The sequence below is a fragment of the Camelimonas sp. FR25 genome, assembly GCF_059740505.1.
On the sequence record NZ_JCAWFG010000008.1, the window covers coordinates 63,993 to 75,851 of the forward strand.

10 protein-coding genes are annotated in these 11,859 nt (G+C 66.8%); 7 read left to right on the forward strand and 3 right to left on the reverse strand.

The genetic code is table 11. The features are described 5' to 3' along the window. Positions 1–34 precede the first annotated feature (34 nt). The 5 genes from AC6A67_RS00680 to AC6A67_RS00700 all read left to right on the forward strand — a co-directional run bounded on the left by AC6A67_RS00680 (position 35) and on the right by AC6A67_RS00700 (position 6,581). Positions 35–367: a rhodanese-like domain-containing protein gene (locus AC6A67_RS00680; RefSeq protein ID WP_498034592.1), complete on the forward strand. Its 333-nt coding sequence runs from the start codon at positions 35–37 to the stop codon at positions 365–367. A gap of 265 nt (positions 368–632) precedes the next feature. After that, positions 633–1,934 carry an efflux RND transporter periplasmic adaptor subunit gene (locus AC6A67_RS00685; protein WP_498034593.1) on the forward strand — a complete coding sequence of 434 codons (1,302 nt, stop codon included), beginning with the start codon at positions 633–635 and terminating at the stop codon, positions 1,932–1,934. Positions 1,935–1,941: 7 nt separating this feature from the next. Beyond that, positions 1,942–5,118: an efflux RND transporter permease subunit gene (locus AC6A67_RS00690; RefSeq protein ID WP_498034594.1), complete on the forward strand. Its 3,177-nt coding sequence runs from the start codon at positions 1,942–1,944 to the stop codon at positions 5,116–5,118. A 221-nt stretch (positions 5,119–5,339) separates the two neighbouring features. Then, the gene (locus tag AC6A67_RS00695; protein WP_498034595.1) at positions 5,340–5,822 is read left to right on the forward strand and encodes a c-type cytochrome; all 483 of its coding nucleotides are present in this window, start codon (positions 5,340–5,342) and stop codon (positions 5,820–5,822) included. A 12-nt stretch (positions 5,823–5,834) separates the two neighbouring features. After that, on the forward strand, positions 5,835–6,581 hold the full coding sequence (locus tag AC6A67_RS00700) for a cytochrome b/b6 domain-containing protein (RefSeq protein ID WP_498034596.1): 747 nt from the start codon (positions 5,835–5,837) through the stop codon (positions 6,579–6,581). Positions 6,582–6,693: 112 nt separating this feature from the next. Here the strand turns inward: AC6A67_RS00700 and thiD are convergent, their stop codons facing one another. Together thiD and AC6A67_RS00710 are read right to left on the reverse strand one after the other, a co-directional pair. Next, positions 6,694–7,494: a bifunctional hydroxymethylpyrimidine kinase/phosphomethylpyrimidine kinase gene (thiD, locus tag AC6A67_RS00705; protein ID WP_498034597.1), complete on the reverse strand. Its 801-nt coding sequence runs from the start codon at positions 7,492–7,494 to the stop codon at positions 6,694–6,696. Positions 7,495–7,533: 39 nt separating this feature from the next. Then, positions 7,534–8,313, reverse strand: a complete 780-nt coding sequence (locus tag AC6A67_RS00710) for an SDR family oxidoreductase (protein ID WP_498034598.1) — start codon at positions 8,311–8,313, stop codon at positions 7,534–7,536. 214 nt (positions 8,314–8,527) lie between these two features. Between AC6A67_RS00710 and AC6A67_RS00715 the strand changes: the two genes are divergently transcribed. Further along, the gene (locus AC6A67_RS00715) at positions 8,528–9,361 is read left to right on the forward strand and encodes a UDP-2,3-diacylglucosamine diphosphatase (RefSeq protein WP_498034599.1); all 834 of its coding nucleotides are present in this window, start codon (positions 8,528–8,530) and stop codon (positions 9,359–9,361) included. Continuing rightward, positions 9,361–10,542, forward strand: coding sequence for a glycosyltransferase family 4 protein (locus AC6A67_RS00720; protein WP_498034600.1), 1,182 nt, complete (start codon positions 9,361–9,363; stop codon positions 10,540–10,542). The genes AC6A67_RS00715 and AC6A67_RS00720 overlap by 1 nt, the downstream gene beginning before the upstream one ends. A 477-nt stretch (positions 10,543–11,019) precedes the next feature. Here AC6A67_RS00720 and AC6A67_RS00725 read toward each other — a convergent pair whose 3' ends face one another. After that, entirely contained in the window at positions 11,020–11,763 is a 744-nt protein-coding gene (locus tag AC6A67_RS00725; RefSeq protein ID WP_498034601.1) for a hypothetical protein, read from the reverse strand. Positions 11,764–11,859: the final 96 nt, after the last annotated feature.

Consider the following 11,859-nt stretch of genomic DNA (forward strand, 5'->3'; position numbering starts at 1 on the left):
TGCGCAAATGGCCCCCGGATCTGGAGAGCGAACCATGTCAGGGGACTTGCCCGAAATCATTCATCTCGACCGCGACGCCATCAAGCAGGGGCTGGCCGATGGCAGCATGCTGCTGGTCGATGTGCGCGAAGTCGATGAATATGAAGCCGGGCACATTCCCGGCGCGGTGCTGTTCCCGCTGTCGCAGTTCGACGCCAGCCAGCTGCCAGAGGCGGATGGCAGGCGTCTGGTGTTCTCCTGCCGCTCGGGCAAGCGCTCGCAGACGGCGATCCATCATGCCGCCGCCGCCGGCCTGCCGTGGCGTGAGCATTATGCTGGCGGCATTCTCGACTGGGTCGGCGCCGGTGAGCCGGTGAGCCAGGACTGACCCTGGCCTGGTGCGCGCTGCTGCACCTCGCCATGCTGTCGCCCATGACTGGCGCGATGGTCAGAGGTGAAGCGGGCAAGGCGCGCGGACAAGATTGAGGCTCACGGCGACAACGTCGGGGCCTGGCGCCAAAGGCGCCGCAGAATGAGGCGCGCAGGCGCCCGCAACGCAAGCAAGCCAGATGGGGGGACGGGGCGCATGGCGCCTCACAGCGGGCCGGTGGCCGGCGCCAGCCCCTTTGCGGCGCAACGGTCCGGTCTCGCACATGAACACCACGCGGCTTCTGAATATCCCGCAGCGCCTGATCGCCAGGCGCAGGCGCCGGTCTGGCCTGTTGCTCGCCCTCGGCGTGTCCTTTGGCGCGGCGCTGGCGCTGGCTGGCTGCAAGGACAATAGCGCCCAAAAGGCGGCCGCGCCCCCGCCGCCGCAGGTCACCGTGGCGAAGCCCGTGGTGCGCCCGGTGGTCGAATATGATGATTACACTGGCCGCTTCGAGGCCAAGGCGGCGGTCGATGTGCGAGCGCGCGTGTCCAGCGTGCTCGAAAAGGCGGCGTTCACCGAGGGCAGCGCGGTCAAGGAAGGCGACCTTCTGTTCGTCATCGATCCGCGCCCCTATCAGGCGGCGGTGGATCAGGCGGCGGCGGCGCTGAAATCCGCCAAGGCGCGGGTGGATTTTTCGGCGTCCGATCTTGATCGCGCCCGGAGCCTGAGCAAGACCGGCAATATTTCCGAACAATTGCTGGAAACCCGCAGCCAGACCGCCAAGGTCGCCCAGGCCGATGTCGCCGGGGCGGAAGCCAATCTCGAGGCCGCCAAGCTCAATCTGGAGTTCACCCAGATCAGGGCGCCGATCTCGGGGCGCATTGGCCGCAAGGAATTGACCACGGGCAATCTGGTGGTGGCCAACTCCACCTTGCTGACCAATATTGTCTCGGTCGATCCGATTTATTTCTATTTCGACATCGATGAGCGGTCCTATCTGGCCTATGCGCGTATGCGCGACGCCGACGGGGCGAAGCCAGGCGTCAACGTCAAGGTGGCGCTGTCCGATGAGGCGGAGCCGAGCATGCCAGGCAAGCTCGACTTCCTCAGCAACCGGCTGGACATTGGCAGCGGCACCATGCGCGCCCGCGCCGTGCTGCCCAATTCCAATGGTTTCCTGCAGCCAGGCATGTTCGGCACGATCCGCATTCCGGGCTCGCCCTCCTATGAGGGCGTGCTGGTGCCGGATGACGCGGTGGTCACCGACCAGAGCCGCCGTCTCGTCTGGGTGGTGGGCCCTGACAATGTCGCCACCGCCCGCATCGTGCGCCCTGGCCCGAAGATCGATGGCTACCGGCTGATCCGCACCGGCCTGAAGGGCGATGAGACCATCGTCATCAACGGTCTGCCGCGCGTGCGGCCTGGACTGAAGCTGGCGCCAAAGCTGGTTGAGCTGCCGCCAAAGGCCGGCGCCGCCCAGCAGGCGGCCCAGGCTCCGGCCAAAACAGACGCCAGCAAACCCGACGCCGCCAAGCAGGATGGGGTGAAGCCAGCAGCGGCCAACTCTGCGACCGAGAAGAAGTGAGCGCGCCATGAAATTCGCCCACTTCTTTGTCGACAGGCCGATCTTCGCCTCGGTGCTGTCGATCGTCGTCGTGCTGGTTGGTTACATCGCCTATCTCGGCCTGCCGGTGGCGCAATATCCTGAGATCGCCCCGCCCACCATCGTGGTGCGCGCGTCCTATCCTGGCGCCAACGCCCAGACGGTGGCGGCGACGGTGGCGACGCCGCTGGAGCAGGAGATCAACGGCGTCGAGGACATGCTCTACATGCTGTCGAACTCGTCCAATGACGGTTCGATGCAGCTGACCATCACCTTCAAGCTCGGCACCGATCTCGACGCCGCCAATGTGCTGGTGCAGAACCGCGTCGCCGTGGCGCTGCCGCGTCTGCCCACCGAGGTGCGCACGCTCGGCGTCACCACCCGCAAGAGCTCGCCCGACCTGATGATGGTCGTGCACATGTTCTCGCCGGACGAGAGCTTCGACGACATCTACATTTCCAACTATTCGCTCATCCGCATTCGCGACCAGCTGTTGCGGCTGGAGGGCGTCGGCGACATCACCCTGTTCGGCGTGCGCGAATATTCCTTGCGCGTCTGGCTCAATCCCGACCGGCTGACCTATTTCGGCCTGACCACCACCGATGTGGTGCAGGCCATGCAGGAGCAGAACGTCCAGATCGCCGGCGGCGCCATCGGCGCCCAGCCGATGAAGCAGGGCTCGGATTTCCAGCTGACGGTGCAGGCCCAGGGCCGCTTCAACGATGTGAAGCAGTTTGAGGACATCATCGTCAAATCCGCTGACGGCGGGCGGCTGGTGCGGCTGAAGGATGTGGCGCGCATCGAGCTGGCCGGACGTGATTACACCAGCAATTCCTATCTGAACGGCAAGCCGGCCATCGGCATCGGCGTCTACCAGCGCCCCGGCACCAATGCGCTGGAAGCGTCTGGCGCGGTGATGGCCAAGATGGAGGAGCTGAAGAAGTCGTTCCCGGTCGGCCTCGATTACCGCATCGCCTATAATCCGACCATCTTCATCGCCCAGTCGGTGAAGGAGGTTTACAAGACGCTGTTTGAGGCGGTGATCCTTGTGGTTCTGGTGGTGCTGGTGTTCCTGCAGAGCTGGCGCACCGCCATTATTCCGGTCATCGCCATTCCGGTGTCGCTGATCGGCACCTTCGCCGCCATGGCGGCCTTTGGCTTCTCGCTCAATAATCTGACGTTGTTTGGTCTGGTGCTGGCCATCGGCATCGTCGTCGACGACGCCATCGTCGTGGTGGAGAATGTCGAGCGCAATATCGCCGATGGCCTGTCGCCCAGCGAGGCGGCGCATCGCACCATGGATGAGGTGGGCGGGGCGCTGATCGCCATCGCGCTGGTGCTGTCAGCGGTGTTCGTGCCCACGGCGTTCATCTCGGGCATCACCGGCCAGTTCTACCAGCAGTTCGCCCTGACCATCGCCGTGGCGACAATCATCTCGGCGTTCAATTCGCTGACCCTGTCGCCGGCGCTGTGCGCGCTGCTGCTGAAGGCGCATGACCCGCACCACAAGCCCAAGGGCCTGTTGGGCCGGCTCGGGCGCGGCTTCGCCAATGGCTTCAATCGCGGCTTCGACGGCATGTCCAATGGCTACGCCCGCACGGTGCGCGGCGTGGTTTCGCGCAAGGTTCCGATGATCGGCGCGCTGATCGTCTATTGCGGCTTGCTGTTTGGCGCAGGCTGGCTCGGCGACAGGGTGCCGACGGGCTTCATTCCGCGACAGGACCAAGGCTATCTGATCGCTATCGTGCAATTGCCTGACGGCGCCTCGCTCAACCGCACGGATGCGGTGATGCGGCGGGCCTCGGAGATCGTCAAGGACACCCCTGGCGTCGCCGACGCCATCGGTATTGTCGGCATCTCGGGCTCGACGTTCACGCCCTCATCGAGCCAAGGCATCATGTTTGCGCCGCTGAAGCCGCATGAGGAGCGCACCGGGCCAGGCATGAAGGACTTCGAGATCGCCGGTGAGGTGATCAGGCGGCTCGGCGCCATTCAGGAGGCCTTCACCATCGCCGTGCCGCCGCCGCCAGTGCGCGGCCTCGGCACCTCCGGCGGCTTCAAGCTGATGGTGCAGGATCGCGGCGGGGCCGGCATCGACGGGCTGCTGGCGGCGACGCGCGGCATGATCGGCGAGGCCAACAAGGACCCCAATCTGGCGCGGGTTTACACCACCTATGGCGTCAACACCCCGCAGATCTATCTCGACATCGACCGCACCAAGGCGCGCATGCTCAACGTGCCGCTGTCGAACGTTTTCCAGACGCTGCAGGTCAATCTCGGCGGCGCCTATGTCAATGACTTCAACGCCTTCGAGCGCGTCTACCAGGTGCGCGCCCAGGCTGATGACAAGTTCCGCGCGGATCGCGAACGTATCCTGCGGCTGAAGGTGCGCACCGCCGACGGCCAGCAGGTGCCGCTCGGCACCCTGGTGAGCATCCGCGACGTGGCGGGGCCTGATCTGGTGCAGCGCTACAATATGTACACGGCCATCGCCGTGCAGGGCGAAACCCCGCCCACCGTCGCCTCCGGCACCGGCCTCGACGCCATGCAGGCGGTGGCGGAGCGCACGCTGCCCTCCGACATGGGCTTTGAATGGACGGATCTCGCCTTCCAGCAGAAGCTGGCCGGCAATACGGCGGTGTTCATCTTCGCGCTGTCGGTGCTGTTCGTCTTCCTCGTGCTGGCGGCGCAATATGAGAGCTGGTCGCTGCCGCTGGCCATCATCCTGATCGTGCCGCTGGCGGTGCTTTCGGCGCTGACGGGCGTCGCCTTGCGCGGCATGGACAACAACATCCTGACACAGATCGGCCTTGTGGTGCTGATTGGCCTCGCCGCCAAGAACGCCATTCTGATCGTCGAATTCGCGCGTCAGCTGGAGGATGAGGGCAAGGGCATTGTCGAGGCGGTGGTCGAGGCGGTGCGCTTGCGTCTGCGGCCGATCCTGATGACCTCCTTCGCCTTCATCCTCGGCGTCGTGCCGCTGGTGACGGCGCGCGGGCCCGGCGCGGAGATGCGTCAGGCGCTGGGCACGGCGGTGTTCTTCGGCATGATCGGCGTGACCATCTTCGGCCTGTTCCTGACGCCGGTGTTCTATGTGGTGATCCGCAAACTCTCCGACGCGCTGGGCCGGCTGTTCCGCCGCAAGCCTGTGCCCGCGCCGCACTGACACGGACCGCGATGCGCATGACGCATCGTGTTCTGGTCAGGCCCGCGCGGCGGCGCGGCCGCCGCTCGGCGCCTACCTGCCAGAACGACATGCCCGCCTCGCGCGGGCATTGTTGTTTGTGGGGGCGACTGGCGCACTTTCGGCTGGCGTCGCGAGATGCAATCTGGAAATATTCAAATATAGCGCCGCCCAAACATCAGGCGCCTGACCAGGAGCGACAGATGACCGGATCAAAGGCCATTGGCACGACTGAGAAGCGGTGGGGCAGAGGTGTGCTGGGCGCCATGCTGGCGGTGGCTGTGCTGGGCGGCGGCGTCAGCGTGGCCATGGCCCAGGGCGATCCGGTGGCCGAGCGCAAGGCGTTGTTCAAGCAGATGGCCGGCGCGCTGCGGGCGCCAGGTCAGATGCTGAAGGGCGAAGCCCCGTTTGATGCAGCTGCGGTCAAGGCGGCGCTGGAGACGGTGGCGGCCAATTCGGCCAAGCTGCCGGCGCTGTTCCCTGAAGGCTCCGGAAGCGGCGACACCGCCACCCTCGCCAAGGTCTGGGAAGACAAGGCCGATTTCACCGCCCGTTTCGGCGCCCTGAACAAGGACGCCACTGCGGCGCTGGCCTCGGTCAAGGATCTGGACAGCTTCCGCGCCGCCATGCCCAAGGTGCTCGGCAATTGCGGCGCTTGCCACAAGATTTACCGCAAGCCGTCCTGACGGGCGCTGGCCGTGAGCAGCGCTCAGGCGGTGGGGGCCGACAGCACGGGGAGCGCAGGGGTGATCCGCGCGTGGGATGGGCCGACGCGGCTCTACCACTGGGCGCAGCTTTTGCTGGTCTGCGGCGCTTATTACACCCAATGGTATATGAGCCCGACGCTTGATCCGACGATGCGTTGGCATCGCTGGTGCGGCTACGGCATCCTCATCCTGCTGGTTTTTCGCCTGCTCTGGGGCTTTGTCGGCAGTCCGACGGCGCGTTTTGGGCGGTTTATCCGCTCACCGGCCACGGTGCTGGGCTATCTCGGCGCCCAGCTGCGCGGCGGCGGGGCAAAATTTCTGGGCCACAATCCGCTCGGGGCGGTGATGGTGCTGGCCTTGCTGCTGGCGCTGGCCGCCCAAGGTGTATCAGGCCTGTTCACCGCCGATTCCAACGCGATCTTCGGCGGCCCCTTCGGCCATTTCGACATGCTGGAGGAGGCGCCGGCCTGGAAAGCGCGGCTGCAAAGCTTGCACCATCTCGGCGCCAATCTGCTGCTGGCGCTGGTCGCCCTGCATGTGCTGGTCAATCTGTTCTATCAATATGTCAGGCGCGAGCGGCTGATCACCGCCATGATCAGCGGCGACAAACCTGCTGGCGACTATGTCGACGCCGCTGATGCGCCGCGCGGCGGCGTCGCCCTGCGGGCGCTGATCTGCCTCGCCATAGCGGCGGCGGTGGTGCTCGGAGGCGTCAGACTTGCCGGCGGGGTGCTGTAGCGCCGCCAGGGCGGATCAGCATGGTCCCGTGGTCAGTCGCCAGCGGTCGATGGGGGCGCAACGGAGCGCCCGCGTCTGCGCCCCGTCCGCGTCCCTTGTGGGCCCAAGGGGCTCAGCGCCACCAGTCGGTGAAATGGTGCACCGGGCCGTGGCCAGCGCCAATCTGCAGCTGGTGTGAGGCGGCGAGGGCGCGGGTGAGATAGGCCTTGGCCTCGCCGACCGCCGCATCCAGCGCAAGGCCCCGGGCCAGTTGCGCGGCGATGGCTGACGACAGGGTGCAGCCAGTGCCATGGGTGTTGTTGGTGTGGATGCGCGCGGCGCTGAAGCGGCGCACGCCATCGGCGCTGACCAGGATGTCGGTGCTTTCCGGGCCATGGCCGTGGCCGCCCTTGACCAGCACCGCTTGGGGGCCGAGCGCCAGGATGCGGCGACCCTGGGCCTCCAGCGCGTCATCATCATGGGCGACTTCTTCGCCGAGCAGCGCGGCGGCTTCCGGCATATTGGGCGTCACCAGCGTCGCCAGAGGCAGCAGCTCGGCCCGCAGCGTCTGGATGGCGTCCTCATTGATCAGCCGGTCGCCGCTGGTCGCCACCATCACCGGATCGATCACCAGCGGCAGCGGCGCATGGCGGCGCAGGCCCGCCGCGACGGCGCGGATGGTGTCAGCCTGGGAGAGCATGCCGATCTTGATGGCGTTGACCTTGAGATCACCGAACACCGAATCGATCTGCGCCCCGACGAAGTCCGCCGGCACGTCGCACACCCCCTGCACCCCGAGGGTGTTCTGGGCGGTGAGGGCGGTGATGACGCTGGCGCCGAAGACGCCCAGCGCCGAGAAGGTCTTGAGGTCGGCCTGGATGCCGGCGCCCCCGCCTGAATCAGAGCCCGCAATGGTTACGGCGATGGCGGTCAAGTCATGCTCCCTGGACAGTGCGCAGGGCCCGGCCCTGGCTCAGAACGCGGCCCGGAAGGCGCCGCCGTCGATGAGAAAGTTCTGGCCGGTGATGTAACCCGCGTGGGCGCTGCAAAGGAAGGCGCAAAGCTTGCCGAACTCGTCAGGATCGCCAAAGCGTCCAACGGGAATGGCGGCGGCGCGCTGGCGGGCGAGGGCGTCCGGGTCATGGCCCGCAGCTTCAGCCGCGCCACGCATGATCGACGTCAGCCGGTCGGTGGCGAAGGCGCCGGGCAGAATGTGGTTGATGGTGACGCCCTTTGGCGCCAGCTGGCGCGCCACGCCGGCCAGAAATGCGGTGAGGCCAGCCCGGGCGCCGGAGGACAGGTCGAGCCCTTCGAGCGGCGTCAGCACCGAGGCGGAGGTAATGTTGACGATGCGGCCAAAGCCGCGCGCCGCCATGCCGGGGGCCAGCGCCTGCACCAGCTCGATCGGCGTCACCATGTTCTGCGACACGCCGCGCAGGATCGCCTCGCGCGACAGGGCCGTGTAATCGGCGGGCGGCGGGCCGGCGTTATTATTGACGAGGATGTCCGCGTCCGGGCAGGCGGCGAGCAGCAATTGCTGGCCTTCATGACTGCCCACATCGGCGATCACCGCCACGGCGCGGCCAGCCCCAAGGGCGTTGATCGCCGCGGTCGTGGCCTCCACCGCCGCCGCATCGCGGCCATTGACGATGACGTCGCAGCCAGCTTCGGCCAGCGCCATGGCGCAGGCGCGGCCAAGGCCGCGACTGGATGCGCAGACGATGGCCTTGCGGCCTGAAATTCCCAGATCCATGTGCGTGCTCCCTTTAGCGCTGGTTGACGGCGCGCCCCCGTCAGTGCGCCACATTCCCACCTGCGACGCCAGTTCAAATCGCTGGCCAGGCGATGCTGTCGCCGCGCAGGCGCGCCCGCCATGGCGGGAAGGGCGCTGTCATCCGCCTGACACCGCACACTGTCACACATGACGGCATGACCGGATTGTCTGCGACAGGAGGCGCGTCGCGCCCATGACCCAACCCGCAAAGCCCCCGGCGGACGTCATTCGCGTGCGCGCCATGTTCATCTCCGACGCCCATCTCGGCACACGCGGCTGCCAGGCTGGCATGCTGCTGGATTTCCTGCGCCACTACGACGCCGACACCATCTATCTGGTGGGCGACATGATTGACGGCTGGCGCCTGCGCTCTGGCTGGTACTGGCCGCAGCAGCACAATGACGTGGTGCAGAAACTGCTGCGCAAGGTGCGCAAGGGCGCGCGGCTGATCTATGTGCCGGGCAACCACGACGAGTTTCTGCGCGATTACGTGGGCAGCAATTTCGGCGACATCGAAATCGTCGACAGGGTGGTGCACGAATCGGCGGATGGCGGCCGCATGCTGGTGATCCATGGCGACCAGTTCGACATCGTCATGCGCCACGCGCGCTGGCTGGCGTTCCTCGGCGATGGCGCCTACGCCACGGCCCTGGCCGCCAACACCTGGGTCAATGTCATCCGCCGCAAGCTGGGGCTGACCTATTGGTCGCTGTCGGCCTGGGCCAAGCTCAAGGTCAAGGATGCGGTGAACTTCATCGGCAGCTTTGAGGAATTGCTGGCCTCGGAAGCGCGGCGGCACGAGGTCGACGGGGTGATCTGCGGCCACATCCACCACGCCGCCATGCACGACCGTTTCGGCGTGCGCTACATGAATACGGGCGACTGGGTCGAGAGCTGCACCGCTTTGGTCGAGCATTATGACGGCCGCTACGAGTTGCTGCGCTGGGTCGATGAGGTCAGGGCCCGCGAGCAACGCGCCGCCGAGCTGGCGACCACGCCCCCCGCCGCTACGCGGCAGGCGGCGTGATGCAGACGTCTGACGTCGCCGTGGAACGGGCGTTGTCGCCAGCGGCTATCGCCGCCAGCGCTGCGCCAGAAGGGCGGGGCGTGCGCCTGCCTGCGGCGAACGCCGCTCAGCCTTACCGGCTGGTGATCGCCACCGACGCCTGGCGACCCCAGGTCAATGGCGTGGTGCGCTCGCTGGAGAACATGCTGGACCATGCGGCGGCGTGCGGCTTTGAGGTGCAGATCATTGCGCCGAACCAGTTCCGCTCGGCGCCCATGCCTGGCTATCCGGAAATTCGTCTCGCCATGCCCGGGCGTCGCGCCCTGGCCAATCTGTTCGCCGCCTGGCAGCCGCATTATGTGCACATCGCCACCGAAGGACCGATTGGCTGGGCGACGCGGGCCCTGTGTCTCGCCCAGCAGCGGCCGTTCACCACCTCCTATCACACCCGGTTTCCGGAATATCTGGCGGCGCGCCTGCCAGTACCCCAGGCCCTGAGCTATGCGGTGTTGCGGCGCTTCCACAACGCCGGGGCCGGGGTGATGGTCAGCACCGCCAACCTGGCCGATGAGCTGGGCGAGCGCGGCTTCCAGAGCGTGCTGCGCTGGTCGCGCGGCGTCGATGGCGCCGTGTTCCAGCCGCATCCGCAGGGGCGGGCGGCGGCGCGGGCGCTGGCTGGCGTCGCGCATCTGCCGCAGCCGCTGCTGCTCTACGTCGGACGGGTGGCGGTCGAGAAAAATTTGCCGGCGTTCCTGAGCCTCGACACGCCCGGAACCAAGGTCATTGTCGGCGATGGGCCGGCGCGGGCGGCGTTGCAGCAGGCCTATCCGCAGGCGGTGTTTACCGGCGTGCGGTCCGGGGCCGATCTGGCCGCCATCTACGCCGCCTGCGACGTCTTCGTGTTCCCCAGCCTGACGGACACCTTCGGCATCGTGTTGCTGGAGGCGCTGGCGTCAGGTCTGCCGGTGGCGGCCTATCCGTCGCCGGGGCCATCTGACGTTCTGGAGGGCTCCGCCGCAGGGGCGCTTGACCAAGACCTCGGCGCCGCCATCCGCCGCGCCCTGCAGATTGATCCCGCGCATTGCCGCAGCCATGGCGCCCGCTTCACCTGGCGGGCCAGCGCCGGGCAATTCTTCAATAATATCATCGAGGCGCACGCGCTGGCGGAATCGCATACACAACATCTTTCCGACGCCAGCTGAGCCCGCCGCGCGCGGCGCAGCGTGGTGGCCGACATGGTTAATTGTCGTTAATTGTTAGCCTCTTACGCAGCGAGGCGGACTCAATTTCGCAGGCGCGGTGTGCCGTTGCGCCCGCTGTGCTGTGACGTGTGGGCTTGCGTCGGGGTCTGGCGCGGCGACGGTGACAGGCTACAAGCCCTGGAGACGCGCCCAGGGCGCAACTACCTGGCCTAACTGGAGACTTCGCCAGACAACACGCCTCGCAGGCAAAAACGGGCCTTATGTCAGCGGCTTGCGGCTATCCCCGGAATCACCGTCGCATCTGCGCATATGCGCATATGCGCGTGGCACATCACTGCGCCCCGGCGGCGGCAGGCTTTCGCCGGCGGCGTCACGGGCCCCACTTAACGGCGACCGCCAAAAATCTTGGAGGATCAGGCCTGTCGCTGCGGCGCCTGAATCAATCTCACAACCAGGGGCATGGCGCCTTATCCCGGCTCAGTCGGCGCCGTTTTGCTGCTTGTGCAGCAACCTTGCAGCGATCTCCTGAATCAATTGCTGAACCGCAGGGCCATTGCCATTGCCGATACCATTACCTTGCGCCGCTGCGACGGTGAGCGGATGCGACGCGGGTTCTGGCGCCGTGTACGCGGCTTCCGGCGCCGCCTGCTCCTGGCCTTGCGCCGCGTCGAGGCCCGTAGCCTTGCTCAATCGGCTGAAGGCGGCGTCGGCATGGCTGAGGGCTATGCGTTGGGCGGCGACGATTTCGCTAATGTCGCCGATCTGGGCGTCGAGCGTGTCACAGGCGCGGCGGGCTGGCTCGCTCTCGCGCGGGTGCAGGCGCAGGGTGAGCTGGCGCACGCTGACGAGGGCGTTGTTCATGGCCTCCGCCGCCAGGGCGAGATCATTGAGGGCGCCGGCGTTGATGCGTCCGGCGTAGGCCAGCTCGGGCAGCGCCCCGGCCACAGCCTCGGCGAGGCGGCTGTCGTTGTGCGCTGCGGGCGCAGGGCTGGGCTCAGGGCTGGGCGCCGCCGCCGCGTCGGCGGCCGTGCGCGCCACGACCAGCGCATTCTCCAGCTTGGTGATCGAGTCGAGCAGGGTGCGGGGTTCGGCGGCGCGGGTGCGCCGGGCGAACTCGCTGAGGAAGCGGCGGCCGCGCGATGTCTCCATCAGGGCGGTCCAGATCGGCAGATAGTCCTCATCCGCCAACTGCATCGATGTGGCGATGTCGGAAAGCTTCATGGAACATCCCGTCCGTTACGCGCTCAGGGCCAGTCGTCAGCGCCACATTCACGCCGGAACCGCCACGCCAACAGTGCGGCGAGATGGCTAATAACT

Bases quoted from the DNA above. Each gene is read 5' to 3' on its own strand.
- AC6A67_RS00710 (WP_498034598.1), bottom strand. From the start codon at position 8,313: ATGGATCTGGGAATTTCAGGCCGCAAGGCCATCGTCTGCGCATCCAGT.
- AC6A67_RS00725 (WP_498034601.1), bottom strand. From the start codon at position 11,763: ATGAAGCTTTCCGACATCGCCACATCGATGCAGTTGGCGGATGAGGAC.
- AC6A67_RS00720 (WP_498034600.1), top strand. From the start codon at position 9,361: ATGCAGACGTCTGACGTCGCCGTGGAACGGGCGTTGTCGCCAGCGGCT.
- AC6A67_RS00685 (WP_498034593.1), top strand. From the start codon at position 633: ATGAACACCACGCGGCTTCTGAATATCCCGCAGCGCCTGATCGCCAGG.
- AC6A67_RS00695 (WP_498034595.1), top strand. From the start codon at position 5,340: ATGACCGGATCAAAGGCCATTGGCACGACTGAGAAGCGGTGGGGCAGA.
- AC6A67_RS00715 (WP_498034599.1), top strand. From the start codon at position 8,528: ATGACCCAACCCGCAAAGCCCCCGGCGGACGTCATTCGCGTGCGCGCC.
- AC6A67_RS00680 (WP_498034592.1), top strand. From the start codon at position 35: ATGTCAGGGGACTTGCCCGAAATCATTCATCTCGACCGCGACGCCATC.
- AC6A67_RS00690 (WP_498034594.1), top strand. From the start codon at position 1,942: ATGAAATTCGCCCACTTCTTTGTCGACAGGCCGATCTTCGCCTCGGTG.